We start from the raw sequence: 25503 nt of genomic DNA on the forward strand, positions 1-25503 counted from the left end.
CCGTGAGGAGCACCCCGCACCGTGAGCACCCCGTCTGCTGAGAACTTCGTGCACCTGCACGTGCACACCGAGTACTCGATGCTCGACGGGGCGGCGAAGCTCGGTGAGGTGACCAAGGCCGCCGCGGCCGAGGGGATGCCGGCGCTGGCGATGACCGACCACGGCAACGTGTTCGGCGCCTACGACTTCTACAAGCAGGCCAACGCCGCCGGGGTCAAGCCGATCATCGGCATGGAGGGCTACTACACCCCCGGCTCGCGGTTCGACCGCGCCCCGTTCGACTTCGGCGACAAGCTGATCGACGAGGAGGGCGACGGCGGCAACAACCGCGGCAAGGCCGCCTACACCCACATGACGCTGCTGGCCAAGACGACGGAGGGGATGCACAACCTCTTCCGGATCTCCTCGCTGGCCAGCCTGGAGGGCCAGTACCGCAAGCCGCGCTTCGACCGCGACCTGCTGGAGCGCTACGGCAAGGGCCTGATCGCGACCACCGGCTGCCCGTCCGGCGAGGTCAACATGTGGCTGCGCGCCGGCAAGGTCGACCGGGCCCGCCAGGCGGCGGCGGACTTCCAGGACATCTTCGGGCGGGAGAACTTCTACGCCGAGATCATGGACCACGGGCTGTCCATCGAGAAGAAGACCAAGCCCGCGCTGCTGGAGATCGCCAAGGACCTCGGCATCCCGCTGCTGGGCACCAACGACCTGCACTACACGCACCGCGAGGACGCCCAGGCGCACGACGCCCTGCTGTGCATCCAGACCGGCTCGCGGCTCAACGAGACCAACCGCTTCAAGTTCAACGGCGACGGCTACTACCTCAAGTCCGCCGCCGAGATGCGCGCGCTGTTCCGCGAGCACCCCGAGGCCTGCGACAACACGCTGCTGATCGCCGAGCAGTGCGAGGTCCAGTTCACCGAGGGCGCCGACCTCATGCCGCGGTTCCCGCTCCCGGAGGGCGAGGACGAGACCTCCTGGTTCATCAAGGAGGTCGAGCGCGGGCTGCACAAGCGCTGGCCCGGCGGCATCCCCGACCACGTGCGCAAGCAGGCCGACTACGAGACCGGGATCATCGTCCAGATGGGCTTCCCGGGGTACTTCCTCGTGGTCGCCGACTTCATCAACTGGGCCAAGGACAACGGCATCCGGGTCGGCCCGGGCCGTGGCTCGGCCGCCGGCTCGCTGGCCGCCTACGCCATGGGCATCACCGACCTCGACCCGCTGGCGCACGGGTTGATCTTCGAGCGCTTCCTCAACCCCGAGCGCGTCTCCATGCCCGACGTCGACATCGACTTCGACGACCGCCGCCGCGGCGAGGTCATCCAGTACGTCTCGCAGAAGTACGGCGAGGAGCGGGTCAGCCAGATCGTCACCTACGGCACGATCAAGGCGAAGGCCGCCGTCAAGGACGCCGCCCGGGTGCTGGACCGGCCGTACTCGGTGGGCGACGAGCTGACCAAGCTGATGCCGCCGGGCGTGATGGGCAAGGACATCCCGCTGTCGGGGATCTTCGACCCCAAGCACGAGCGCTACAAGGAGGCCGGGGAGTTCCGCGCCCGCTACGAGTCCGACCCGGGCGCGGCCGAGGTCGTCGACCAGGCGCGCAAGCTCGAGGGGCTGAAGCGCCAGTGGGGCGTGCACGCCGCCGGCGTCATCATCGGCCGGTACCCGCTGATCGACAGCATCCCGATCATGCGGCGCGAGGCCGACGGCGCGATCATCACGCAGTTCGACTACCCGACCTGCGAGACGCTCGGCCTGCTCAAGATGGACTTCCTGGGCCTGCGCAACCTCACCGTCCTCGACGACGCGCTGCGCAACATCGTGATCAACGGCAAGCCGCCGGTCGACCTCGACGAGATCAGCAAGGACCTCACCGACCCGGCCACCTACGCGCTGCTGGCCCGCGGGGACACCCTGGGCGTCTTCCAGTTCGACGGCGGCCCGATGCGGTCGCTGCTGCGGCTGATGCGCCCGGACAACTTCGAGGACATCTCCGCCGTCGGCGCCCTCTACCGGCCCGGTCCGATGGGCGCCAACTCGCACACCAACTACGCGCTGCGCAAGAACGGCCAGCAGGAGATCACCCCGATCCACCCGGAGCTGGCCGAGCCGCTCGCGGAGATCCTGGGGCAGACCTACGGCCTGATCGTCTACCAGGAGCAGGTCATGGCGATCGCGCAGAAGGTCGCCGGGTACTCCCTCGGCAAGGCCGACCTGCTGCGCCGCGCGATGGGCAAGAAGAAGAAGTCGGTCCTGGACGCCGAGTACGTCGGCTTCGAGGCCGGGATGAAGGCCAACGGCTTCTCCGCGGCGGCGGTCAAGACGCTGTGGGACATCCTGGTGCCCTTCGCCGACTACGCCTTCAACAAGGCCCACTCGGCCGCCTACGGGCTGATCTCCTACTGGACGGCCTACCTCAAGGCCAACTACCCGGCCGAGTACATGGCCGGGCTGCTCACCAGCGTCGGCGACGACAAGGACCGCCGGCCGGTGTACCTGGCCGAGTGCCGCCGGATGGGCATCAAGGTGCTGCCGCCGGACGTCAACGAGTCCTCCTGGGACTTCACCGCCGTCGGCAACGACATCCGCTTCGGCCTGGCCTCGGTGCGCAACGTCGGGCACAACGTCGTCGACTCGATCGTCCGGGCGCGCGAGGAGAAGGGCGCGTTCAAGGACTTCGCCGACTTCATGCGCAAGATCGACACGGTGGCCTGCAACAAGAAGGTCATCGAGTCCCTCGCCAAGGCCGGCGGCTTCGACTCCCTGGGCCACTCGCGGCAGGGCATCGCCGCGATCCACGCCCAGGCCGTCGACTCCGCGATGAGCCTCAAGCGCAAGGAGGCCGAGGGGCAGTTCGACCTGTTCGGCGGCTTCGGTGACGGCGCCGACGACGACCCGTTCGCCGCCTCGCTGGACATCGCCATCCCCACGGCCGACTGGTCGAAGTCGGAGAAGCTGGTGTTCGAGCGGGACATGCTCGGCCTCTACGTCTCCGACCACCCGCTGCACGGCGTCGAGCACGTGCTCACCTCGCACGCCGATACCGCGCTCGCCGAGATCCTGGCCGGCGGCGTCGAGGACGGCGCCAACGTCACCGTCGCCGGGATCCTGACCGCGGTCGGGCCGCGGACGAACAAGCAGGGCGCGCCCTGGGCGATCGCCACGCTGGAGGACCTCGAGGCCGGCCTGGAGGTGCTGTTCTTCCCCAAGACCTGGGCGCAGGTGTCGGACAAGGTGGTCCGGGACGCGATCGTGGTGGTGAAGGGCCGGATCAGCCGGCGCGACGACACCCCGTCGCTGTTCGCCTCCGAGGTCACCGTCCCCGAGCTCACCGAGGGCCCCCGCGGGCCGGTGCTGGTCTCGATGCCCGCCGCCCGCTGCACCCCGCCGGTCGTGGAGCGGCTGCGCGAGGTGCTGGGCAGCCACCCGGGCACGACCGAGGTGCAGCTCAAGCTGCTCAACGGCGGCCGGGAGACGGTGCTCCGGCTCGACCAGGGGCTGCGGGTGCGGCCGAGCACCGCGCTGATGGGCGACATCAAGGCGCTGCTCGGGCCCACCAGCGTCGCGCTGCTCTAGGGGTGGACGGGCCGCGCCCGGCGACCACGACGAGGATGGGCCGGTGACCGACGCACGTCCGCCCGGCCTGGTGCCCCCGCCGACCCCGGCCGGTGGGCCGCCCGGGCTCCCGCCGGCGCCGTGGCAGCCGGCCGTCCCGGCCGGCGTCCCCGGCCTGCGCGGCACCCGGCAGGACCTGCGCGGCGCGCTGCTCACCGTGCTGGCGCTGACCGCCGCCGGCCTCGTCGCCGGTGGGCTGTGGGCCTGGCTGGCGCCCCGCGCCGACTACCGGGTGACCGCGAGCGGCATCGAACCGGTCGGCACGGCGCCCTCGGCCGAGCTGTTCATGGCCGACGACGGCGTCTTCGTCGTCGTCCTGGCCGGGCTGGGCCTGCTGGCCGGGGTCGCGGTGTGGCTGCAGCGGCGCCGCCGCGGGGCGCTCACGCTCACCGCCCTGGCCACCGGGATGCTCGCCGCCGGCGTCGTCGCCTGGCTGCTGGGGGAGTGGACCGGGCCCGGCCCGACCGACGCCGAGCTCGCCGAGGTCGGCACCACAGTCACCACCGGGCTGTCCCTGGGGGCGACGGCCGCGCTCGCCGTCGGCCCGTTCGTCGCCGTGCTCAGCTACCTGGTCGGCACCGCGCTCACCTCGCGCGACGACCTCGGCCGCACCGAGGACCCCCCGGCCCCCGCCGAGCCGCTCCGCCCCCCGCTGCCCCCGGTCCCCCCGCCCGCGCACCGCGCGTGACGGCCCCCGTGCCGGCCCCCGTGCCGGCCCCCGTGCCGGCCCCCTCGCAGGGGCCCGCCCCGAGCTCGCGAGGGGTGGGGGGCGAGGGGGTCCTTCTTCAGTTGGCGGTCATCGGGGTGGCGAACTGGCGCAGCGGCACCGGGACGGCGCCGAGCGCACGCAGCAGGGTGAGCTCGCGGCGCAGCAGCCGCATCTCCATCGCCAGCCGCCGCCGCGTCGCAGACTCGGCCAGCAGCGCCTGCCGGTCCTCGGTGGTCAGCAGCGCCGAGGAGGCCACCAGGTAGGACAGCCCGCGGGCGTCGTCGCTGACCTCGCGGAGCAGTGCCGCGGCGGCGGCGAGCTCGCCGGCGGCCTCGTCCTCGGGCAGGTCCTCGGGGGAGAGGGCGTCGAGCACCTCGTCCGGCAGGCCCTCCGGGGCACCGCTCTGCCGCACCGCGACGTCGGTGACGTAGCGGGCGAAGAGGTCGCGGACGTTGCTGGCCAGCAGGTCCAGCGACCCGCGGGCCACCTCGGTCACCACCTCGTCGGGCACCAGGCCGGCCGCGGCGTCGGCACCGACCAGCTCGCCAGCGTCCCCGGCCGCCTCCTCGGCGGCCTCCTCCTCGGCCAGCCACTCCACCAGCGCCTGCAGGTAGGGCGGCTCGTCGCTGTGCTCGTCGGCGTCGACGGAGGGGACGAGGACGTCGAGCAGCCGGAACCGCGCGTCGCCCACGGCCGCGACCCGGTAGCCGCCGTCCCGCTGGGGGGCCACCATCCGCAGCACGGCGGTGCAGCCGACGTCGAACAGCGCCTCGGCCGGGGCGACCCGCTCGACCTCCCAGCCCTGCCGGATGGCGACCACGCCGAAGCGGCGGGAGTCCCCCTCGGGCCGGGTGGTGAGGTCGGCGACGAGCCGGCGGTAGCGGGGCTCGAAGATCTGCAGCGGCAGGACCACACCGGGGAACAGCGGGGTCTCCAGCGGGAACAGCGGGATGACCTCCTGGGTGCCGGAGCTGCCTGCCTCGCCCGCATCTGCCACGGCGGGAGCCTACGGGCAGCAGGGCCGCCCAGCCCGGCGTCTACCGTGGGGTGTTCTCCCGCTCGAACCCGGAGGTGCTCCGTGCTGTCCCGCATCGACCTGCGAGGGTCCGCCCTGCCCGGGCCCCGGGAGCTCGCGCAGCTGCTCCCGCGGGCCGCCACCGACATCGACTCGGTGCTGGCCGTGGTCCGGCCGATCTGCGAGGACGTGCGGCTGCGCGGCGCCCAGGCGGTCCGCGAGATCACCGCACGGCTGGACGGCGTCGACGTCCCGGACGCCCGCGTGCCGCAGGCCGCGCTCGACGAGGCGCTGGCCACCGTCGACCCCACCCTGCGGGCCGCGCTGGAGGAGTCGGTCCGCCGGGTCCGCAAGGTGCACGCCGACCAGCGCCGCACCGACGTGACCACCGACGTCGTCCGCGGCGGCACCGTCACCGAGCGGTGGGTGCCGGTGCGCCGGGTCGGGCTCTACGTGCCCGGCGGGCTGGCGCCGCTGCTGAGCTCGGTGGTGATGAACGTCGTCCCGGCCCAGATCGCCGGCGTCGAGTCCATCGCCGTCACCAGCCCGCCGCAGCGGGACAACGGCGGGCTGCCCGACCCGGGCGTGCTCGCCGCCTGCGCGCTGCTGGGCGTCACCGAGGTCTACGCCGTGGGCGGGGCCCAGGCGATCGCGATGTTCGGCTACGGCGCGGGCTCCTGCGCGCCGGTCGACATGGTCACCGGCCCGGGCAACGTCTACACGACCGCGGCCAAGCGGCTGCTGCGCGGGCTCATCGGCATCGACTCCGAGGCCGGCCCGACCGAGGTCGCCGTGCTCGCCGACGACACCGCCGACCCGGCGCACGTGGCCGCCGACCTGATCAGCCAGGCCGAGCACGACCCGCTGGCCGGCGCGGTGCTGGTGACCACCAGCGAGGAGCTCGCCGACGCCGTCCTGGACCTGGTGCCCGGTCAGGTGGCGGCCACCAAGCACGGCGACCGGATCAGCACCGCCCTGGCCGGCAGCCAGTCCGGCGTCGTGCTGGTCGACGACCTGGACACCGGCCTGGCGGTCGTGGACGCCTACGCCGCCGAGCACCTGGAGATCCAGACCCGCGACGCCCGGGCCGTGGCGATGCGGGTGCGCAACGCCGGCGCGGTGTTCGTCGGCCCGTGGGCACCGGTCTCGCTGGGCGACTACGCCGCCGGGTCCAACCACGTGCTGCCCACCGGCGGCTGCGCCCGGCACTCCAGCGGCCTGAGCGTGCAGTCGTTCCTGCGCGGCATCCACGTCGTGGAGTACGACGAGCAGGCCCTCGCCGAGGTCGCCGGGCACATCGACGCCCTGGCGAACGCCGAGGACCTGCCGGCGCACGCGGCCGCCGTCCGGGTCCGCCAGCGCCCGTGACGGCGATGGAGGAGCTCCCGCTGCGGCCGGAGCTGCGTGGCCGCACGCCCTACGGCGCCCCGCAGCTCGCCGTCCGGTACGCGCTGAACACCAACGAGAACCCGCACCCGCTGCCCGAGGCGCTGCTGGCGGACCTGCAGACGGCGCTGGCCGAGGCGGCGCGGGGGCTCAACCGCTACCCGGACCGGGAGGCGACGGCGCTGCGGGCGGACCTGGCCGCGTACCTGTCCCGGACCAGCGGTGAGCCGATCACGCCGCCGATGGTGTGGGCGGCCAACGGCTCCAACGAGGTGCTGCAGCAGGTGCTGCAGACCTTCGGCGGGGCCGGGCGCACCGCGCTGGGGTTCACGCCGTCGTACTCGATGCACCCGATCATCAGCGCGGGCACCGGCTCGGCCTGGATGGACGGGCACCGCCGCGCCGACTTCACCATCGACCGGGAAGCCGCGGTCGCGCAGCTGCGCGAGGTGCGCCCGGACGTCGTCTTCGTGACCAGCCCGAACAACCCGACCGGCACCGCCGTCGACCTGAACACCGTCGCGGCCCTGTACGAGGCGACCGAGGGCGTGCTCGTGGTCGACGAGGCGTACGCCGAGTTCGCCCGGCCGGGCACCCCGTCGGCGCTGACCCTGCTGCCCGGCCGGCCCCGGCTGGTCGTCAGCCGCACGATGAGCAAGGCGTTCGGGATGGCCGGGCTGCGGCTGGGCTACCTGGCCGCCGACCCGGCCGTGGTCGACGCGCTGCAGCTGGTCCGGCTGCCCTACCACCTGAGCTCGCTGACCCAGGCCGCGGCGCGGACCGCGCTGGCGCACACCGAGCAGCTGCTGGCCACCGTCGACGCGGTCAAGGCCGAGCGCGACCGGATCGTGGCCGCGCTCCCGGGGCTCGGGCTGACCAGCGTGCCCAGCGACGCCAACTTCGTGCTGTTCGGGCACTTCGCCTCCGCGCCCGCCGCCTGGCAGGCGCTGCTGGACCGCGGGGTGCTGGTGCGCGACGTCGGCCTGCCCGGCTGGCTGCGGGTCACCGCCGGCACCACCGAGGAGACCGACGCGTTCCTCACCGCCTTGGGTGAGGTCGCGCCGGGGCACCGCACCGCTCTGGGAGGATGACCGCCATGACTCGCACTGCACGCGTCGAGCGGGCGACCAAGGAGACCACGCTGGTGGTCGAGCTCGACCTCGACGGCACGGGTGCGGCCGACGTCGCCACCGGGGTCGGGTTCTACGACCACATGCTCACCGCGCTGTCCAAGCACAGCGGGATCGACCTGACCGTGCGCGCCGACGGCGACCTGCACATCGACGCCCACCACACCGTCGAGGACGTCGCGATCGCGCTGGGCCAGGCCTTCGCCGAGGCGCTGGGCGACAAGCGCGGCATCACCCGGTACGGCGACGCCACGATCCCGATGGACGAGGTGCTGGTGCAGGCCGCGGTCGACCTGTCCGGCCGGCCGTACTTCGTGCACGCCGAGCCCGAGGGCATGACGCCGATGATCGGGCCGGACTACCCGACCTCGCTCACCAAGCACGTGCTCGAGTCCTTCGCGTTCAACGCGCGGATCAGCCTGCACGTGCGCGTGCTCTACGCCGGCCGGGACGCCCACCACATCGTCGAGGGCCAGTTCAAGGCGCTGGCCCGCGCGCTGCGGACCGCCGTCGCGCTGGACCCGCGGGTCACCGACGTCCCCTCCACCAAGGGAGCTCTGTGACCTTCGGGGTCGCACTGCTCGTGGTCGGGGGGTTCCTGCTGGGCGGGTCCTACAGCATCTTCAAGGCCGACTCCGACACCGAGGGCCGCACCGGCCCGCAGCTGGCCTTCGCCGTCGTCCTGCTGGTCGCGGCGCTGCTCGCCTCCGTGGCGGGCGTCTTCTACCTCGTCGGCTGAGGCTGTCGTACCCCTGGGGCAGTCTCCCGGCATGGACCTCCGCCTCGCCCCGGTGACGCCGGACAACGTCGCCGACGCCTGCCGGCTGAGCATCCGGCCCGAGCAGGAGGGCGTGGTCGCCCCGGTGGCGGTGTCCCTCGCCGAGGCCTACGCCAGCCGGGACGTGGCCTGGCCGCGGCTGGTCACCGACGGCGACGGCGGCCCGGTCGTCGGGTTCGTGATGGGCTCCTTCGACCCGGGCAACGAGGTGCCGGCGTTCCGCTGCGGGATCTGGCGGCTCAACGTCGCCGCCGGTGCCCAGGGGCAGGGCGTCGGCCGGTTCGCCGTCACGGCGGTGGCCGACGAGGCGCGCCGCCGGGGGCAGGACCGGGTCACCGTGCTCTGGGTGCGCGCCGAGCACGGCCCCGAGGAGTTCTACCTGCGGCTGGGCTTCCGGCCGACGGGGGAGGAGCTCTTCGGCCAGGTGGTGGGCGAGCTGGCGCTCGGGTGACCGCCGACGAGGACCGCTTCCTGGAGCTGGTGCTGGCCGACCCGACGGTGCGCACGGTGCTCGACCGGGCGCCGCAGCTCGGCGTCGAGGACTGCTGGCTGACCGCCGGCGTGCTCTTCCAGACGGTCTGGAACGCGCTGACCGGCCGGCCGGCGGGCACCGGCGTGCGCGACGCCGACCTGTTCTTCTTCGACCCGGACACCTCCTGGGACGCCGAGGACGCGGTGATCCGCCGCGCCGCGGAGCTGTTCGCCGACGTCGGTGTGCCGGTCGAGGTCCGCAACGAGGCACGGGTGCACCTCTGGTACGCCGACCACTTCGGGGTGCCCGCGCCGCCGTTCCGCGACTGCCGGGACGCGATCGACCACTTCGCCGCCGTCTGCTGCTGCCTCGGCGTCCGGCGGACCCCGGCCGGCGACGTGGAGGTGTACGCCCCGCACGGGTACGCCGACCTCTTCGGCCTCGTCGTCCGGCCGAACCCGCGGCTGGCCCCGCGGGAGGTCTACGAGACGAAGACCACCCGCTGGCAGGCGCAGTGGCCGGAGCTGACAGTGCTGCCCTGGGAACACGCCGGGGCCCCGGGGAGCTGATGGGTAGCGTGGCAGCTGTGAAGAAGGTCGTCGTGCTCGACTACGGGTCGGGCAACCTGCGTTCCGCCGAGCGGGCGCTGTCCCGGGTGGGGGCCGACGTCACGGTGACCGCCGACCCACAGGAGGCGATGGAGGCCGACGGTCTCGTCGTCCCCGGGGTGGGCGCCTACGCCGCCTGCATGGACGGGCTGCGCGCCGTCGACGGCCCCAAGGTCATCGGACGGCGGCTGGCCGGCGGGCGCCCGGTGCTCGGCATCTGCGTGGGCATGCAGGTGCTCTTCGAGCGCGGCGTCGAGCACGGGCAGGACACCGAGGGCTGCGGCGAGTGGCCCGGCGTGGTCGAGCAGCTCCAGGCGCCCGTGCTGCCGCACATGGGCTGGAACACCGTGCAGGCACCGGCGGACAGCACGCTGTTCGCCGGCCTGGCCGACCAGCGCTTCTACTTCGTGCACTCCTACGGCGTGCGGGAGTTCCCGCTGGCCGAGCCCGGGGTCACCGGCCGGCTGACGCCGCCGTCGGTCACCTGGGCCGAGCACGGCGACCGGTTCGTCGCCGGGGTCGAGAACGGGCCGCTGTCGGCCACCCAGTTCCACCCGGAGAAGAGCGGCGACGCCGGCGCCCAGCTGCTCACCAACTGGCTCGACTCCCTCGACTGAACGAGCCCCCTCCTCCCGGCCCCGCTGCAGGGGCCCGCCACGAGCTTGCGAGTGGTGGGGGGCAGCGGGGTCCTTCAGCTGCGCAGGTAGCTGGCGCCGTTGACGTCGATGATCGTGCCGGTGGAGAAGCGCGCTCCCGGGCTGGCCAGCCAGAGCACCGCCGAGGCGACCTCCTCCGGCTCGGCCACCCGGCCGTAGGGCGACTGCGCCCGCACGGCGTCGCCGCCCGGCCCGTCCAGCACCTCGCGGGCCATCTCGGTCTGCACGAAGCCGGGCGCCACCGTGCCCACCGAGATCCCGTGCGGGGCCAGCGCGAGCGCCATCGACTGGCCGAAGGCGTTGAGCCCGGCCTTGGACGCGCCGTACGCCGGGTTGGCCGGCTCGCCGCGGAACGCGCCGCGGCTGGAGACGTTGACCACCGCCCCGCCACCGGCGGCGACGAGGTGCGGCAGCGCCCGGAACGTCGCGTTGGCCGGGCCGAGCAGGTTGACCGCCAGGGTCTGCTGCCAGGCGGCCTGCCAGTCGGCGTAGCTGGTCTCCATCGGCGGGTGGGCGGTGAAGACGCCGGCGTTGTTGACCAGCACGTCGAGCCGGCCGAGCTGCGCCGCGGCGTCGTCGACCATCCTGCCGACGGCGTCGGGGTCGGCGAGGTCGGCCTGGACCAGCACGTGGCCCGCGCCGGGGAGCTCGGCGAGCACGCGCTCGGCCCGCTCGCGGGACCCGCCCCAGTGCACCGCCACCCGGTCGCCCTGCGCGGCGAAGGCCAGCGCGATGGCGCGGCCGATGCCGCGGGAGGCGCCGGTCACCAGGACGCCGCGGGAGCTGCTCTCGTCGGTCACGGGAGGAGTCAACCAGTCACCACCGGCCGCGGTGCACGACCTCGTCGAGGCCCCGGCGCCCCCGGCGCAGCGACGGCGAGCGCCGGTCCTCGGGGCCCGGGTAGCCGATCGAGAGGCAGCCGATCGGGGTGTGGGTGGTCGGGACGCCGAAGGCCTCCCGCAGGGCGTCGACGCGCTCCGGCGGGACCCCGAACAAGCAGCCGCCGAGCCCCTCGTCGACCGCGGTGAGCAGCACGAGCAGCGACGCCATCCCGGTGTCCACGTGCCACCACGGCACCGGCCAGCGGCCCTCGTCCCGGTCGGTCCACCCCTTGTCCGGCTCGGCGTACCGGTCCAGGTAGGCGTCCTTGTGCGACAGCGGCACGACCAGCAGCGGGGCGCGCCGCATCCGGGTGAGCCAGCCGTCGGGAGCGCCCTCGCCGGCGGTGGCCGCCCAGAAGCGGTCGCGGTCCGCCGCCGTCTCCAGCACCAGGAACGCCCAGCCTTGGCTGAACCCGGCGGACGGGGCGCGGATCGCGTGGGCCAGGAGCCGCTCCACGACGTCGTCGGGCACCGGCCGGTCGGGGTCGTAGTCGCGCACCATGCGCCGGCGGCGGACCACCTCAGCGAACTCCACGGACCGCACCCTGCCGCAACGGTCCGACGAGGCCGTCGGGGGGCTTCCCTAGGCTGACCCCGTGCCGAAGCTGCAGCTGCTCCCCGCCGTCGACGTCGCCGACGGTCTCGCCGTCCGCCTGGTGCAGGGCGAGGCCGGCAGCGAGACCTCCTACGGCGACCCGCTCGAGGCCGCGCTGGCCTGGCAGCGCGACGGCGCCGAGTGGGTGCACCTGGTCGACCTGGACGCCGCCTTCGGCCGCGGGTCCAACCGCGAGCTGCTGGCCCGCGTCGTCGGTGAGCTGGACGTCGACGTGGAGCTCTCCGGCGGCATCCGGGACGACGAGTCGCTGGCCGCCGCGCTCGCCACCGGCTGCCGGCGGGTCAACCTGGGCACCGCGGCGCTGGAGTCGCCGGAGTGGTGCGCCCGGGCGATCGCCGAGCACGGTGACCGGATCGCCGTCGGGCTGGACGTCCGCGGCACCCGGCTGGCCGCCCGCGGCTGGACCCAGGAGGGCGGCGAGCTGTACGAGACCCTCGCTCGGCTCGACGCCGAGGGCTGCGCCCGGTACGTCGTCACCGACATCACCAAGGACGGCACGCTGCGCGGACCGAACCTGGACCTGCTGCAGGAGGTGTGCGCCGCGACCCCGCGCCCGGTCGTCGCCTCCGGCGGGGTCAGCTCGCTGGCCGACATCCGCGCCCTGGCCGGGCTGACCGCCATCGGCGTCGAGGGCGCGATCGTGGGCAAGGCGCTGTACGCCGGCCAGTTCACCCTGCCCGAGGCGCTGCAGGTGACCGAGGAGCTGGCGTGAGCACCGTCCGGCTCGGCTCGGGGGCGCCCTGGGAGGCGGTGGTCGGCTACAGCCGGGTCGTCGTCGTCGGCGACTCCGCGTGGGTGAGCGGGACGACGGCCACGGTCGACGGCGAGGTCGTGCACCCCGGGGACGCCGGTGCGCAGACCCGGGTCGCGCTGGAGACGGTCGCCCGGGCGCTGGCCGACGCCGGCTTCGCGCTGGGCGACGTCGTCCGGACCCGGCTGTACGTCACCGACATCAGCCGCTGGGAGGAGGTCGGGCGGGTGCACGGCGAGTTCTTCGGCGACGTCCGGCCGGCCGCCTCGATGGTGCAGGTCGCCGCGTTGATCGACCCGGCCATGCTGGTCGAGGTCGAGGCGGACGCCGTCCGGGGGGCAGCGGAGTGAGCCTGGCCGTCCGCGTGATCCCGTGCCTGGACGTCGACGCCGGCCGGGTGGTGAAGGGCGTCAACTTCGTCGACCTGGTCGACGCCGGCGACCCGGTGGAGATGGCCCGGGTCTACGACGCCGAGGGCGCCGACGAGCTGACCTTCCTGGACATCACCGCGAGCTCCGGCGACCGGGAGACCACCTACGACGTCGTCCGGCGGACGGCGGAGAGCGTCTTCATCCCGCTGACCGTCGGCGGTGGGGTGCGCAGCGTCGCCGACGTGGACAAGCTGCTGCGGGCCGGGGCGGACAAGGTCGCGGTGAACACCGCGGCGGTCGCCCGGCCGGAGCTCATCGCCGAGATCGCCGACCGGTTCGGCAACCAGGTGCTGGTGCTGTCCCTGGACGCGCGCCGGGTGCGGGACGGCGCGGTCACCGACTCCGGCTTCGAGATCACCACCCACGGCGGGCGCCAGGGCACCGGCCGGGACGCCGTCGAGTGGGTCGTGCAGGCCGCTGCGCTGGGGGTCGGCGAGGTGCTGCTCAACTCGATGGACGCCGACGGCACCCGGGCCGGGTTCGACACCGACCTGATCCGCGCGGTGCGCCGGGAGGTCAGCGTGCCGCTGATCGCCAGCGGGGGAGCGGGCGCGGTCGAGCACTTCCCGCCGGCGGTCGAGGCGGGGGCCGACGCGGTGCTGGCCGCCAGCGTCTTCCACTTCGGCCAGCTGCGGGTGGGCGACGTGAAGCAGGGCCTGGCCGCGGCCGGCGTCCCGGTCCGGTGGGAGTTCGACCACCCGCTCCGCTGATCTGAGGCGCCCCGCCGGGCTCAGCGCACGCAGCCGCAGGTCGGGCACGGCGACGGACGACGAGGGGGCGGCGGGGGGCGGCCGGTCGGGGCGTCGGTCCCCGGCCGGCGGCAGGGCAGCGCCCGCCGGCGGCGGGTGCGCAGGCACCGGTCCACTTCGCCCCCGCGCCGTCAGAACCGCCAGCGGGTGGCCCCGCCGGGGTCCACGGTGAGCAGGGCGGTCGCCTGCCGGGGCTCGAGCCGGTACACCTTCCACGGCGGGTGCCCGGCCGAGGGCGCGCTGAACTCGGCGGTCAGCGCCGTGCCGCTCTCGTCGACCCGGGCCGGCCAGCCCTCGTCCGCCCACCGGGCCGCCATGTCCGCGACCACCGCCGGCTCGTCGACGATGGTCGCCGGCCCGTCCACGACCAGGTCGAACTCCCGGGTCGCGACGCCCAGCGAGCACCGCGGGTCGCGCGCCAGGTTCCGGCCCTTGCGGGTGGTCTCCCCGGTCTCGAAGAAGAACGCGCCGCCCACCCACAGCGCGCCGATGCCGGTCAGGTGCGGGGTGCCGTCGTCGTTGGTCGTCGCCAGCCAGCAGGTGTGCCGGCCGGGGCCGTCGCTGCCCGGCGCCTGCTGCAGACCGCGCGCCAGCCGGTCCTCGACGCGGGTCCACTCGATCAGGGGCGTGCCGTACCGCTCCGCCAGGTTCCTGGTGTCCACGAGGGGGAGGACCCCCGGGCGCCGCCGAACTCATCGGCGCGCCGGACCGGCTCCGTCGACCGGCGCGGGCGTCAGGACGAGCGGGCCCGCGCCAGCAGCTCCTCGACCAGCCAGGCCTTGCCGGCCACGTAGGCGTCCCGGTCGGAGACGAGCAGCGGGGAGAGCCGCCGTTTCTCCGCTGCGTAGCGGGCGGCGTCGTCGGGGTGGGCGCGCAGGTGGTCCCGGAGGTCGACGTGGTCGCGGAGAGCGGGGGAGCCGTGCACCACGACGTACAGGTGGTGCAGGGGCAGTCCCGGCAGGACGGAGAACGCCTCCCTGCCCCGGATCCCCAGATCTCCCTGGTGCGCGTACCCCAGCGACTCGAGCGCGGCCACGGCGCGGGGCACCTGGGCGGCCTCGACCACGACCACGTCCAGGTCGATCACCGGCTTGGCGGCCAGCCCGGGGACGGCGGTGCTGCCCACGTGCTCGATCGTGACCGCCAGCCCGGCGAACGCCGGGAGGAGGTGCTCGCGGATCGCGGCGAAGTCCCGCGGCCAGCGCTCGTCGTAGGCGACGACGACGGCCCCGGCGGGTGGCGGCACCGGCTACTCGACGGTCAGGTCCACGCAGGCGACGTCCTCGCGGCCGGAGACCCACAGCAGCGCCTCCAGCGGGGCGCCGGTGACCGTCGTCGTCGGCGTCCCGGCGCGCAGCCGGCGCTCGCTGCCCGGCGCGCCGTCGGGCACGTCGCTGCGCCGCACGACCAGGCCGCCGGCCGGCCGGGCCGCCCCCCGGCCGCGGGCCAGGAAGGGCACCGTGCGCCACAGCTGGTCCTGCACCGACCGGGGCAGCTCCCGCGGCGCCCAGTCCGGCTGCGCCCGCCGCACGTCCTCGTGGTGGATGACCATCTCCGCGGTGTTCAGCACCCGGTCCAGCGCCGGCCAGGCGGTGGGCAGCCACCGCGGCGGCCCGGACCGCAGCTCGGCCACCAGCACCCCGTACGGCCGGGCGTCCCGGGCCCGCGCGTGCGCCCGCTCGGTCCACGCCGCGAAGGGGCCGCCGAGCGCGAACCCGGGCATCGCGTCCGGCCGCCGGTCGCGCACCACCAGGTGGGTGGCGAGGTCCCGGGTGGTCCAGCCCTCGCAGCAGGTCGGCCGGTCGGGCCCCAGCTGCTCCAGCAGGTCGGCCAGCGCGGCCCGCTCCGACTGCGACACGGGCACGGAAGAGGTCGGCATCGACCGAGGTTATCCCCAGCCGGCACCCCTGGAGCCGGCCGTGCGGGGGCCCGGGAAGAGGACCTCCGGCAAAGCAGTTAGAGCGGGTAACGAGCGCGGGTAGGGTCGGGACACCGCTCGCACCACCATCTCCAGGAGGACACCTGTGCCGCGCCGCAGAGACGCCGTGGTCCGGCGCGGGCTCCGCCACGTCGGCCGCGCCGTGTCCGAGCAGCCGGGCATCTTCGTCCTCGCCGTCCTGGGCAGCAGCCTCTACGGCGCGATGACCGTGGCCAGCGCCTACGTCATCGGCGGCATCACCGACCGCGTCCTGCTGCCGGCCTTCGACGAGGGCTCCACCACCGCCGCGGCGCTGGGCCTGGCGGCGCTGGCGATCCTGGTCGTCGCCGTCCTCAAGATCGTCGGCATCATCGGCCGGCGCCTGTTCGCCGGCATCATGAGCTACCGGTTGATGGCCGACTACCGCCGCCGGGTCACCGGCCAGTACCTGCGGCTCCCGCTCTCCTGGCACCAGCGGCACCCCACCGGCCAGCTGCTGTCCAACGCCAACTCCGACGTCGAGGCCAGCTGGTTCTTCGTCGCCCCGCTGCCGTTCGCCGTCGGCGCGCTGGTGATGGTCGCCATCACCGTCGCCGCGCTGGTGCTCACCGACCCGCTGCTGGCCGTCGTCGGCCTGGTCGTCTTCCCGCTGGTCTTCGTCGCCAACGCCGTCTACAGCCAGGTCATGTCGCCGCGGATGGAGCGCGCGCAGCAGCTGCGGGCCGAGGTCAGCGAGATCGCGCACGAGAGCTTCGACGCCGCCCTGGTCGTCAAGACCCTGGGCCGGGAGGACGACGAGGCCGCCCGGTTCGCCGTCAAGGCCGACGACCTGCGCGACGGCCTGGTCGCGGTCGGCCGGGTGCGCGGCCTGTTCGACCCGCTGATGGAGGCGCTGCCGAACCTGGGCACCCTCGCCGTGCTGCTGGTCGGCGCCGAGCGCGTGGCCGCCGGCGCCACCGACGCCGGCGAGCTGGTCTCCATCGCCTACCTGTTCACCCTGCTCGCCCTGCCCATCCGGGCGATCGGCTGGGTGCTCGCCGACCTGCCCCGCGCGATGGCCGGCTTCGACCGGGTCACCCCGGTGCTCGAGGCGACCGGCGAGATCCCCTTCGGCCCGGACGGCGCCCCGGCCGGCACCGGCGGCGCCCCGCTCGGGCTGCGCGACGTCGAGTTCCGCTACGACGGCGCGGCCCGCCCCACGCTGCAGGGGGTCACCTTCGACGTCGCCGCCGGGCGCACCCTGGCCGTCGTCGGCCCCACCGGTTCGGGCAAGTCGACGATGGCCGGCCTGCTGGTCCGGCTCGTCGACCCGCACACCGGCGCCGTGCTGCTCGACGGCGTCGACCTGCGCACCATGCGCGAGGGCGAGGTCAGCAGCCAGGTGGCCTTCGTCGCCCAGTCGACCTTCCTCTTCGACGACACCGTCCGCGACAACGTCACCCTGGGCGGGGACTTCACCGACGAGCAGGTGCACGAGGCGCTGCGCGTCGCCGCCGCCGACGACTTCGTCGCCCGGCTCCCCGACGGGCTGGACACCCACGTCGGCGAGCGCGGCGCCAGCCTCTCCGGCGGGCAGCGCCAGCGGCTGGCCCTGGCCCGCGCGGTCATCCGCCGTCCCCGGCTGCTGGTGCTCGACGACGCGACCAGCGCGGTCGACCCCTCCGTGGAGGCCCGGATCCTCGACGCGCTGCGGGCCGCCGACCGGCCGGTGACCGTCGTGGTCGTCGCCTACCGGCAGGCCACCATCGCCCTCGCCGACGAGGTGGTCTGGATCGCGAACGGCCGGCTGGTCGCCCGCGGCTCGCACGACGAGCTGCTGGCCGAGGTCCCCGGTTACGCCCGGTTGGTGCAGGCCTACCAGCCCCCGGACGCCGATGCCGCCGAGCCGGCGACGGCCGGAGCTCAGGCATGACCGCCGCCGCCGAGGTCGTGCTGCCGATGGACAGGCCCGACGAGAGCGCCACCGCCACCCTGCGCCGCGGGCTGCGGATGATGCCGGAGTTCCGCCAGGGCCTGCCGCTGACCTTCCTCTTGGCGCTGCTGGCCACCGCCGGCCGGGTGGTCGTGCCGATCGCCGTCCAGCAGACCCTCGACCGCGGGCTCAACGCCCCGGGCGGCCCGGACATCGGCCTGGTCCGCGACCTCGTCGCCGTGTGCGCGGTCGTCGTGCTGGTCACCGCCTTCGCGGTCTACCGGATGAACGTCCGGCTCTTCCGCACCACCGAGACCGCGCTGGCCAACCTGCGGGTCCGCGCGTTCCGGCACGTCCACGACCTGTCGGTGCTGCACCAGCAGGGCCAGCGGCGCGGCTCGCTGGTCTCCCGGGTCACCAGCGACGTCGACCAGCTGTCGGTCTTCATGCAGTGGGGCGGGGTGCTCGGCCTGGTCAGCCTGGGCCAGCTGGTGGTCGCCACCGTCGTCATGGCGGTCTACTCCTGGCAGCTGACCCTGCTGGTGCTGGTCTGCTTCATCCCGCTCGCGTTCGCGGTCCGGTTCTTCGCCCGCCGGCTCGCGCACGTCTACGGCATCGTCCGCGAGCGGGTGGGCGACGTGCTGGCCGCGGTGGGGGAGTCGGTCGTCGGCGCCCCCACGGTGCGCGCCTACGGCATCCGGGCCCGGACGGCGGCCCGCATCGACCGCGCCATCGACCGGCACTACCGCGCCTCGGTCGACGCCCAGCGGACGACGGCGGCGGTCTACGTCAGCGGCGAGTTCGTCGCCGCGGTGGCCAACGCCGCCGTCGTCGTGGTCGGCGTCCTGCTCGGCATCGGCGGGCAGATCTCCGCCGGCACGCTGGTCGCCTTCCTCTTCCTGGTCACCCTGTTCGTGGCGCCGGTGCAGACCGCCAGCGAGGTGCTCAACGAGGCGCAGAACGCCGTCGCCGGGTTCCGCCGGGTGCTCGACGTGCTGGACACCGCCCCGGACGTGCAGGACCCGGCCGTCGCCGACCCGGCGCGCGCCCGCACCCTGCCGCCCGGTCCGCTGGACGTCACCTTCGACTCCGTCGGCTTCGCCTACTCCGCCGGTGGCCGCAAGGCGCTGGAGGAGGTCGACCTGACCATCCCGGCCCGCACCCGGGTGGCGATCGTCGGGGAGACCGGCTCGGGCAAGACGACCTTCGCCAAGCTGGTCACCCGGCTGATGGACCCCACCGAGGGCCGGGTGCTGATCGGCGGTGTGCCGCTGCGCGACGTCGCCTTCGCCTCGCTGCGGGAGCGGGTGGTGATGGTGCCCCAGGACGGGTTCCTGTTCGACGCGACCGTGGCCGACAACGTCCGGTACGGCCGGCCCGGTCTGACCGACGCCCAGATCGCCACCGCCTTCGACGAGCTCGGCCTCACCGACTGGGTGCAGGGCCTGGCCGACGGCGTGGCCACCCCGGTCGGCCAGCGGGGCGAGTCGCTGTCCGCGGGGGAGCGGCAGCTGGTCGCCGTCGCCCGCGCCTACGTCGCCGACCCCGACCTGCTGGTGCTCGACGAGGCCACCAGCGCCGTCGACCCGGCCACCGAGATGCGGCTGACCCGCGCGCTGGACGCGCTCACCACCGGCCGCACCACGCTCACCATCGCGCACCGGCTGTCGACCGCCGAGCGGGCCGACGAGGTGCTGGTGGTCGACGCCGGCCGGGTCGTGCAGCGCGGGTCGCACGCCGAGCTGGTCGACGTCCCCGGGCCCTACGCCGGTCTGCACGCCTCCTGGCGCCGGAGCTCGGGACGGCAGCCCTGACCGGCACCGTGACACCCCATCCGTCACAGCGCGGCGGGGATGGGCCCGCGACGGCCCGCTGACCTCTACGTTCCGCTCGTGCACGCCGCCCCCGAAGCACCCGCCCGCCGCCGTCCCCCGCTGGCGGTCCTCGCCGCCGTGCCCCTGGCGGTGCTCAGCGCGCTGGTCCTGGCCTTCTTCGGGCTCATCGCGCTCGCCTTCTCCGACGGCCAGTTCGACGACGGCGGCTGGCTGGTGGTCACCGTCCCGGCGGTGCTCGCCGTGCTGCTGCTCGCCGGCGCCCTGCTCCTGCTGCTCGGCCGGTCCTGGCTGGCGGTCTTCCTCCCCGCAGCGGCGCTGGCCGTGGCGCTGGTCTGGCTGATCCTGGCCGAGGACCTGGTCGAGGACAGCGGCGGCACCGCCGTCCTGGTCTGGACGCTGCCCACCGCGACCGCCCTGCTCGCCGCGCTGCCCCCGGTGCGCCGCTGGGTCACCGGCCGGAAGCTGGCCCGGCTCAGCCGCTGACCCCCGGCGGGCCCCCAGCGCACCCCCAGCCGGCGTCCCTACCCTCCCGGGCATGCCGACCCCGCCGCCCCGGAGGTCACCCCGGCGTGCCGCCCCGGCCACCCCGGTGCCCTCGGCCACCACCCGGTCCCGCACGCCCGGCCGGGGCTTCGGCACGGCCCCCGCCGCGCCCGTCCGGCCGGTCGCCGCGCCGTTCGCCGCCGTCTTCGGCCTGCTGGTCGCCGCCGAGGACGGCTACCTCGGCTGGCTGCTCTGGGACGCCGACCCCGGCTGGGGCTGGTACCTGCTGCTGCCCGCCGTCGGTGTCGTCCTCGCCCTGACCGGCGCGGCCCTGGTGCTGCGCGGCCGGGCGCTGGGCGGCCGGCTGAGCGGGTCCGCGGTGCTCGCGGTGGCGTGCCTGCTGCCGCTGCTCGGGCTGCTCGGGCTGGCGGCCCTCTTCGCGCTGCTCGGCGCGGGGGAGGAGGTCTGGTGGACGGTGCTGCTGCTCGTCGGCCCGGTCGGCGGCCTGGTGGTCGCCCTGCAGCGGCCGGTCCGGGGGTGGACGCGCCCGCAGCGGCCACGCCGGCTGGGCCGCGGGGCGGCCCGAGCCCGCTAGCGTCCCGGGCGTGAGCACCGACGCCGACGTCATCGTGGTGGGAGCGGGGCTGGCCGGACTGGTCGCCACCGCCGAGCTGGCCGACGCCGGGAAGCGGGTGGTGCTGCTGGACCAGGAGCCGGCCGGCTCGCTGGGCGGGCAGGCGCACTGGTCCTTCGGCGGGCTGTTCCTCGTCGACACCCCCGAGCAGCGCCGGCTGCGGGTGAAGGACTCCCTGGAGCTGGCCCGGCAGGACTGGCTCGGCACCGCCGGCTTCGACCGCGCGGAGGACCACTGGCCGCGCCAGTGGGCCGAGGCCTACCTGCAGTTCGCCGCGGGCGAGAAGCGCTCCTGGCTGCGCGCGCAGGGCATGCGGTTCTTCCCGGTCGTCGGCTGGGCCGAGCGCGGCGGCTACACCGCGACCGGCCACGGCAACTCGGTGCCGCGCTTCCACGTCACCTGGGGCACCGGTCCCGGCGTCGTCGCCCCCTTCGCGCGCCGGGTCGCCGAGGCCGCCGGCCGCGGGCTGGTCGAGTTCCGGTACCGGCACCGCGTCGACGGCCTGGTGCTCACCGACGGCGCGGTCACCGGCGTCCGGGGTGCGGTGCTCGAGCCCAGCGACGCCCCGCGCGGGACGGCGACCTCCCGGGTCGAGACCGGGGACTTCGAGCTGTCCGCGCAGGCCGTCGTGGTCACCTCCGGCGGCATCGGCGGCAACCACGACCTGGTGCGCCGCAACTGGCCGGCCCGGCTGGGCCCGGTGCCGCAGCGGCTGCTCTCCGGCGTGCCGGCCCACGTCGACGGCCGGATGCTGCAGATCACCGAGGACGCCGGCGGCCGGGTGGTCAACCCCGACCGGATGTGGCACTACACCGAGGGCATCGTCAACCACTCACCGATCTGGGCCCGGCACGGCATCCGGATCCTGCCCGGGCCCTCCTCGCTGTGGCTGGACGCCACCGGCACCCGGCTGCCGGTGCCGCTGTTCCCCGGGTTCGACACGCTCGGCACGCTGGCGCACATCGGCACCACCGGGTACGAGCACACCTGGTTCGTGCTCACCCAGAAGATCATCGAGAAGGAGTTCACCCTCTCCGGCTCCGAGCAGAACCCCGACCTGACGAACAAGGACCTGAAGCTGCTGCTCACCCGGGTGCGGCCGGGTGCGGCGGCGCCGGTCCAGGCGTTCATGGACGCCGGCGAGGACTTCGTCGTCGCCACCACCCTGCCCGAGCTGGTCGCCGGGATGAACCGGGTCACCGGGGACACCCCGCACCTGGACCTGGCCACCGTCGAGCGCGAGGTGGTCGCCCGGGACCGGGAGATGGCCAACACCTTCACGAAGGACCTGCAGGTGACCGCGATCCGGCAGGCGCGGACCTTCCTCGGCGACAAGCTGATCCGGGTCGCCCAACCGCACCGCATCCTCGACCCGGAGGCCGGGCCGCTGATCGCCGTCCGGCTCAACCTGCTCACCCGCAAGACGCTCGGCGGGCTGGAGACCGACCTGTCCGGCCGGGTGCTGCGGGCCGGTGGCGCGCCGTTCCCCGGCCTCTACGCCGCGGGCGAGGTCGCCGGCTTCGGAGGCGGCGGCATGCACGGCTACCGCTCGCTGGAGGGCACCTTCCTCGGCGGCTGCATCTTCTCCGGCCGGGTCGCCGGCCGGGCCGTGGCCGCCGCCCTGTGACCGGGCCCGACTGGGAGGCGACCAGCCCGTACCCGGGCCCGCCGCACCACGCCCCGCCGCCGCAGTACGCGCCGCCGCAGTACGCCCCGCCGCAGTACGCCCCGCCGCCGCAGCAGTGGGCGCCGCCGTCGTACGGACCACCGCAGCCGTGGGCGCCCCCGCCGTACGGGCAGCAGCCGCCGTACGCGCCCCCGCCGTACGGGCACCAGCCGCCGGCGTGGGCGTACCCGCCGGCGCCGCGCGGGCCGCAGCGTCCGGGGCCGGTGATCGCCGCAGCGGTGTTCGCCTTCGTCTCCGCCGTGCTGGTGCTGGTCGGCACGCTCTACGGCGCGGCGTTCGGTGCGCTGCTCACCCTCGCCCGCGGGCCGGACTCCGGCATGCCGGTCTGGTTCGCGCTCCTCCAGGTGGCGCTGGCCGGCCTGCTGGTCGTCGGCGGCATCCGGGTGCTGTCCGGCGACCGGCGCTGGCTGCTCGGGGCGGCCGGCGCCCAGCTGGCGCTGTGCCTGTGGTGGTACGTCGCCCTCGACGACGTCGCCACCTCGGTGTTCCAGGACAGCGTGCGGGTGCTCCCGCTGGTCTACGGCGTGCTGGCGCTGCTCGCCGGCGGCCTCACCTCCCTGCCCGACGCCCGGACGTGGACGGCGCGCCCCGCGGCCCCGGCGGGCCCGGGCGGCTGACCGGGGGAGACCAGCGGGTGGGACGATCGGGGCATGTCCGCCCCCGCCCCCGACACCCGGCTCGACCCCGCCGTCTCCGCGCTGCTGCGCCGCGACCCCGCCGGCCTGGTCGCCGCCGTCGTCCAGCAGCACGACACCGGCGAGGTGCTGATGGTCGCCTGGATGGACGACGAGGCGCTGCACCGCACGCTGACGACGGGCCGGGCCACCTACTGGTCGCGCAGCCGCGGCGAGTACTGGGTCAAGGGCGAGACGTCGGGCCACCGCCAGTGGGTCCGCGACGTCCGGCTGGACTGCGACGGCGACGCGCTGCTGCTGCTCGTCGACCAGGAGGGCCCGGCCTGCCACACCGGCGAGCGCAGCTGCTTCCACACCCCGCTCCCCGCCGTCCCCGGGGCGCCGGCGTGAGCCTCGACCTGGGCGCGACGACGCCCACCCGCGAGGAGTTCAGCGCCCTGTCGGCCGTGGTCGTGCCGGTCACCCGGCGGCTGCTCGCCGACAGCGAGACCGCGGTCGGCATCTACCGCAAGCTGGCCGGCAACCGGCCGGGCACGGTGCTGCTGGAGTCCGCCGAGCAGGGCAAGCAGTGGTCCCGGTTCAGCTTCGTCGGCGTCCGCAGCGCCGGCGTGCTCACCGAGCGGGACGGGACGACGGCCTGGCTCGGCGACGCGCTGCCCGGGCTGACCGACGACCTCCCCGCCGACCCGCTGGCCGCCGTCCGGACGCTGGCCCGCCGGCTGCGCTCACCGCGCACCCCCGGGCTCCCCCCGCTGACCGGCGGCCTGGTCGGGTACCTCGGCTACGACGTCGTCCGGCGGCTGGAGCGGTTGCCGGCGACGGCGACCGACGACCTGGGCATGCCCGAGCTCGCGCTGATGCTGGTCACCGACCTGGCCGTGCTCGACCACACCGACGGCACGGTGCTGCTGATCGCCAACGTGCTCGGCGGGGGAGCCGACGGCTACGACGACGCGGTCACCCGGCTGGACTCGATGGCCGCGGACCTGACCAAGGCGGTGCCGCCCGGGGTGGCCACGGTCCGCACCGCCGAGGCGCCCGCGGTGGCCAGCAACATGGCGGCCGGGGTGTTCGAGCAGGGGGTCGAGCGGGTGCGCGAGCACGTCCGCGCCGGCGACGTGTTCCAGACCGTGCTCAGCCAGCGGTTCGAGCTGGCCACCGGCGTCGAGGCGCTGGACCTCTACCGGGTGCTGCGGGCCACCAACCCCTCGCCGTACATGTACCTGCTGCGGTTCGCCGGCCGGGAGTCGCCCTTCGACGTCGTCGGCTCCTCACCCGAGGCGCTGGTCACCGTCACCGGCGACCGGGCGGTCGTGCACCCGCCGGCCGGCACCCGGCCGCGCGGTGCCACGCCCGAGGACGACGTCCGGCTCACCGAGGAGCTGCTCGCCGACCCCAAGGAGCGGGCCGAGCACGTGATGCTGGTCGACCTGGCCCGCAACGACCTGGGCCGGGTGAGCGTGCCGGGCACCGTCGAGGTCGCGGACTTCATGCGCATCGAGCGGTACAGCCACGTCATGCACCTGGTCTCCACCGTCGCCGGGCAGGTGCAGCCGGGCCGGGACGCCCTCGACGTCTTCGACGCCACCTTCCCGGCCGGCACGGTCTCCGGCGCCCCGAAGCCGCGGGCGATGGAGGTCATCGAGTCCCTCGAGCCGACCCGGCGGGCGCTGTACGCCGGCACCGTGGGCTACGTCGACGCCAGCGGCGACATGGACATGGCCATCGCGATCCGCACCGCCGTGCTGCACGAGGGCACCGCCTACGTGCAGGCCGGCGCCGGGGTGGTGGCCGACAGCGACCCGGTGGCGGAGGAGGCCGAGACCCGGCACAAGGCCCGGGCGGTGCTCTCCGCGATCGCGACGGCCGAGGGGCTGCGCGAGCTCGGTGGCTGAGGCGTCGTCGCGGCGGGAGCTGACCGTCGCCCTGCTCGGCTGCGCGCTGGCCGGGGGGCTCGCGCTGTCCTCGTCGTCCCAGCCGTGGGCCGACGTCACGATCACCCGGCGGGCGCCGCTGCCGCCCACGGCCGAGGTGCTCACCGGCGGACAGGCGGCCCCGCTGGTCAGCGCCTGCGGGCTGCTGCTGCTCGCGGCGGCGGTCGCGGTGATCGCCGTCCGGGGCGTCGGGCGGGTGGTGGTCGGCGTGCTCGTCACCCTGGCCGGCGGCGTGCTGGCCTGGTCCGGGCTGCGCGGCGCGACCGGCGGGCTGGACCTCGACGTCGCCGACGTCACCGACGCGGTCGGCCTGGGCCGTGCCGAGGTGACCGCCGACCCGGTCGCCGGCTGGCCGGTGCTCGCCCTGCTGGCCGGGGTGGTCGGGGTGCTCGCCGGGCTGCTGGTGGTGCTGCGCGGGCGGCGCTGGCCGGCGATGGGCCGCCGCTACGAGCGCACCGGGACGCCGGCGCAGCAGCGGCCGGCCGCGGCCGCCCGCGCCGGCCGCCCGGCCCGGCCGGAGACCGACGAGGACCGGCACCAGGCGGCCTGGAAGGCCCTGGACCGCGGCGACGACCCGACCGACGACCGGACAGTGTGAACCGCCGTCCCGGTCCACGGGCAGCCAACCCCCGGGCGGGGGGCGAGAGGTGCCTCACTACAGTGAT

Annotated in this window: 27 protein-coding genes; 21 read left to right on the forward strand and 6 right to left on the reverse strand. The window is 75.1% G+C overall.

The window, feature by feature from the left end:
• Positions 1-21 precede the first annotated feature (21 nt).
• Both dnaE and HL054_RS05120 read left to right on the forward strand, forming a co-directional pair.
• Complete coding sequence (gene dnaE / locus HL054_RS05115) at positions 22-3579, forward strand: DNA polymerase III subunit alpha (protein ID WP_369137709.1); 3558 nt, start codon at positions 22-24, stop codon at positions 3577-3579.
• 43 nt (positions 3580-3622) lie between these two features.
• Positions 3623-4306: a DUF2567 domain-containing protein gene (locus tag HL054_RS05120; protein WP_369137710.1), complete on the forward strand. Its 684-nt coding sequence runs from the start codon at positions 3623-3625 to the stop codon at positions 4304-4306.
• 97 nt (positions 4307-4403) lie between these two features.
• Here the strand turns inward: HL054_RS05120 and HL054_RS05125 are convergent, their stop codons facing one another.
• Positions 4404-5324: an LON peptidase substrate-binding domain-containing protein gene (locus tag HL054_RS05125; RefSeq protein WP_369137711.1), complete on the reverse strand. Its 921-nt coding sequence runs from the start codon at positions 5322-5324 to the stop codon at positions 4404-4406.
• A gap of 81 nt (positions 5325-5405) precedes the next feature.
• On the opposite strand from HL054_RS05125, the gene hisD reads away from it, so the two are divergent.
• The 7 genes from hisD to hisH are packed head-to-tail and all read left to right on the forward strand — an operon-like array spanning position 5406 to position 10333.
• A complete protein-coding gene (gene hisD / locus HL054_RS05130) occupies positions 5406-6710 on the forward strand; it encodes a histidinol dehydrogenase (protein ID WP_369137712.1) in 1305 nt (434 codons plus the stop codon).
• Positions 6711-6715: 5 nt separating this feature from the next.
• Positions 6716-7819 (forward strand): histidinol-phosphate transaminase, encoded by a 1104-nt coding sequence (locus HL054_RS05135; RefSeq protein ID WP_369137713.1) that lies wholly within the window; start codon positions 6716-6718, stop codon positions 7817-7819.
• A gap of 5 nt (positions 7820-7824) precedes the next feature.
• Positions 7825-8421 (forward strand): imidazoleglycerol-phosphate dehydratase HisB, encoded by a 597-nt coding sequence (gene hisB / locus HL054_RS05140; protein WP_369137715.1) that lies wholly within the window; start codon positions 7825-7827, stop codon positions 8419-8421.
• A complete protein-coding gene (locus HL054_RS05145; protein ID WP_369137716.1) occupies positions 8418-8597 on the forward strand; it encodes a hypothetical protein in 180 nt (59 codons plus the stop codon). The genes hisB and HL054_RS05145 overlap by 4 nt, the downstream gene beginning before the upstream one ends.
• A 31-nt stretch (positions 8598-8628) precedes the next feature.
• Positions 8629-9087, forward strand: a complete 459-nt coding sequence (locus HL054_RS05150; RefSeq protein WP_369137717.1) for a GNAT family N-acetyltransferase — start codon at positions 8629-8631, stop codon at positions 9085-9087.
• Entirely contained in the window at positions 9084-9677 is a 594-nt protein-coding gene (locus tag HL054_RS05155) for a nucleotidyltransferase family protein (RefSeq protein WP_369137719.1), read from the forward strand. The genes HL054_RS05150 and HL054_RS05155 overlap by 4 nt, the downstream gene beginning before the upstream one ends.
• A 17-nt stretch (positions 9678-9694) precedes the next feature.
• On the forward strand, positions 9695-10333 hold the full coding sequence (gene hisH, locus HL054_RS05160; protein ID WP_369137720.1) for an imidazole glycerol phosphate synthase subunit HisH: 639 nt from the start codon (positions 9695-9697) through the stop codon (positions 10331-10333).
• A gap of 74 nt (positions 10334-10407) precedes the next feature.
• Here the strand turns inward: hisH and HL054_RS05165 are convergent, their stop codons facing one another.
• The gene (locus HL054_RS05165; RefSeq protein WP_369137722.1) at positions 10408-11172 is read right to left on the reverse strand and encodes an SDR family NAD(P)-dependent oxidoreductase; all 765 of its coding nucleotides are present in this window, start codon (positions 11170-11172) and stop codon (positions 10408-10410) included.
• A gap of 16 nt (positions 11173-11188) precedes the next feature.
• Positions 11189-11788, reverse strand: a complete 600-nt coding sequence (locus tag HL054_RS05170; protein ID WP_369137723.1) for a nitroreductase family protein — start codon at positions 11786-11788, stop codon at positions 11189-11191.
• Positions 11789-11849: 61 nt separating this feature from the next.
• Between HL054_RS05170 and priA the strand changes: the two genes are divergently transcribed.
• The 3 genes from priA to hisF are packed head-to-tail and all read left to right on the forward strand — an operon-like array spanning position 11850 to position 13761.
• Positions 11850-12581 carry a bifunctional 1-(5-phosphoribosyl)-5-((5-phosphoribosylamino)methylideneamino)imidazole-4-carboxamide isomerase/phosphoribosylanthranilate isomerase PriA gene (gene priA, locus HL054_RS05175; RefSeq protein WP_369137724.1) on the forward strand — a complete coding sequence of 244 codons (732 nt, stop codon included), beginning with the start codon at positions 11850-11852 and terminating at the stop codon, positions 12579-12581.
• Positions 12578-12970, forward strand: coding sequence for a RidA family protein (locus tag HL054_RS05180; protein WP_369137725.1), 393 nt, complete (start codon positions 12578-12580; stop codon positions 12968-12970). Before priA ends, HL054_RS05180 begins: the two co-directional genes overlap by 4 nt.
• A 14-nt stretch (positions 12971-12984) precedes the next feature.
• Positions 12985-13761: an imidazole glycerol phosphate synthase subunit HisF gene (gene hisF / locus HL054_RS05185; protein ID WP_440347919.1), complete on the forward strand. Its 777-nt coding sequence runs from the start codon at positions 12985-12987 to the stop codon at positions 13759-13761.
• Between the two features lie 170 nt (positions 13762-13931).
• Here the strand turns inward: hisF and HL054_RS05190 are convergent, their stop codons facing one another.
• From HL054_RS05190 to HL054_RS05200, 3 genes are all read right to left on the reverse strand, one after another.
• On the reverse strand, positions 13932-14462 hold the full coding sequence (locus HL054_RS05190; RefSeq protein WP_369137727.1) for a pyridoxamine 5'-phosphate oxidase family protein: 531 nt from the start codon (positions 14460-14462) through the stop codon (positions 13932-13934).
• Between the two features lie 71 nt (positions 14463-14533).
• A complete protein-coding gene (locus HL054_RS05195; RefSeq protein ID WP_369137729.1) occupies positions 14534-15046 on the reverse strand; it encodes a GrpB family protein in 513 nt (170 codons plus the stop codon).
• A 3-nt stretch (positions 15047-15049) separates the two neighbouring features.
• Complete coding sequence (locus HL054_RS05200; protein ID WP_369137730.1) at positions 15050-15679, reverse strand: TIGR03085 family metal-binding protein; 630 nt, start codon at positions 15677-15679, stop codon at positions 15050-15052.
• A 145-nt stretch (positions 15680-15824) separates the two neighbouring features.
• Between HL054_RS05200 and HL054_RS05205 the strand changes: the two genes are divergently transcribed.
• The 9 genes from HL054_RS05205 to HL054_RS05245 all read left to right on the forward strand — a co-directional run bounded on the left by HL054_RS05205 (position 15825) and on the right by HL054_RS05245 (position 25436).
• The gene (locus HL054_RS05205; RefSeq protein ID WP_369137731.1) at positions 15825-17630 is read left to right on the forward strand and encodes an ABC transporter ATP-binding protein; all 1806 of its coding nucleotides are present in this window, start codon (positions 15825-15827) and stop codon (positions 17628-17630) included.
• Positions 17627-19444 (forward strand): ABC transporter ATP-binding protein, encoded by a 1818-nt coding sequence (locus HL054_RS05210; protein WP_369137733.1) that lies wholly within the window; start codon positions 17627-17629, stop codon positions 19442-19444. The genes HL054_RS05205 and HL054_RS05210 overlap by 4 nt, the downstream gene beginning before the upstream one ends.
• Before the next feature lie 78 nt (positions 19445-19522).
• The gene (locus HL054_RS05215) at positions 19523-19948 is read left to right on the forward strand and encodes a hypothetical protein (protein WP_369137734.1); all 426 of its coding nucleotides are present in this window, start codon (positions 19523-19525) and stop codon (positions 19946-19948) included.
• Positions 19949-20000: 52 nt separating this feature from the next.
• Positions 20001-20543: a hypothetical protein gene (locus HL054_RS05220; protein WP_369137735.1), complete on the forward strand. Its 543-nt coding sequence runs from the start codon at positions 20001-20003 to the stop codon at positions 20541-20543.
• A gap of 10 nt (positions 20544-20553) precedes the next feature.
• Positions 20554-22209 carry an FAD-binding dehydrogenase gene (locus HL054_RS05225; RefSeq protein ID WP_369137737.1) on the forward strand — a complete coding sequence of 552 codons (1656 nt, stop codon included), beginning with the start codon at positions 20554-20556 and terminating at the stop codon, positions 22207-22209.
• Positions 22206-22886 (forward strand): hypothetical protein, encoded by a 681-nt coding sequence (locus HL054_RS05230; protein WP_369137738.1) that lies wholly within the window; start codon positions 22206-22208, stop codon positions 22884-22886. The genes HL054_RS05225 and HL054_RS05230 overlap by 4 nt, the downstream gene beginning before the upstream one ends.
• 33 nt (positions 22887-22919) lie before the next feature.
• Positions 22920-23294, forward strand: coding sequence for a phosphoribosyl-AMP cyclohydrolase (gene hisI, locus HL054_RS05235; protein ID WP_369137739.1), 375 nt, complete (start codon positions 22920-22922; stop codon positions 23292-23294).
• Positions 23291-24799, forward strand: coding sequence for an anthranilate synthase component I (locus tag HL054_RS05240; RefSeq protein ID WP_369137740.1), 1509 nt, complete (start codon positions 23291-23293; stop codon positions 24797-24799). The genes hisI and HL054_RS05240 overlap by 4 nt, the downstream gene beginning before the upstream one ends.
• Positions 24792-25436: a TIGR02234 family membrane protein gene (locus tag HL054_RS05245; RefSeq protein ID WP_369137741.1), complete on the forward strand. Its 645-nt coding sequence runs from the start codon at positions 24792-24794 to the stop codon at positions 25434-25436. The genes HL054_RS05240 and HL054_RS05245 overlap by 8 nt, the downstream gene beginning before the upstream one ends.
• The last annotated feature ends 67 nt before the right edge of the window (positions 25437-25503 follow it).

It is taken from the genome of Modestobacter versicolor (genome assembly GCF_041028285.1).
Classification (GTDB): domain Bacteria; phylum Actinomycetota; class Actinomycetes; order Mycobacteriales; family Geodermatophilaceae; genus Modestobacter; species Modestobacter versicolor_A.

What these genes read in the sequence shown, in the direction of transcription:
- HL054_RS05200 (WP_369137730.1), bottom strand. Translation starts at nt 15,679, where the DNA reads ATGCCGACCTCTTCCGTGCCCGTGTCGCAGTCGGAGCGGGCCGCGCTG.
- HL054_RS05150 (WP_369137717.1), top strand. Translation starts at nt 8,629, where the DNA reads ATGGACCTCCGCCTCGCCCCGGTGACGCCGGACAACGTCGCCGACGCC.
- HL054_RS05135 (WP_369137713.1), top strand. Translation starts at nt 6,716, where the DNA reads ATGGAGGAGCTCCCGCTGCGGCCGGAGCTGCGTGGCCGCACGCCCTAC.
- HL054_RS05220 (WP_369137735.1), top strand. Translation starts at nt 20,001, where the DNA reads ATGCCGACCCCGCCGCCCCGGAGGTCACCCCGGCGTGCCGCCCCGGCC.
- HL054_RS05210 (WP_369137733.1), top strand. Translation starts at nt 17,627, where the DNA reads ATGACCGCCGCCGCCGAGGTCGTGCTGCCGATGGACAGGCCCGACGAG.
- hisI (WP_369137739.1), top strand. Translation starts at nt 22,920, where the DNA reads ATGTCCGCCCCCGCCCCCGACACCCGGCTCGACCCCGCCGTCTCCGCG.
- hisB (WP_369137715.1), top strand. Translation starts at nt 7,825, where the DNA reads ATGACTCGCACTGCACGCGTCGAGCGGGCGACCAAGGAGACCACGCTG.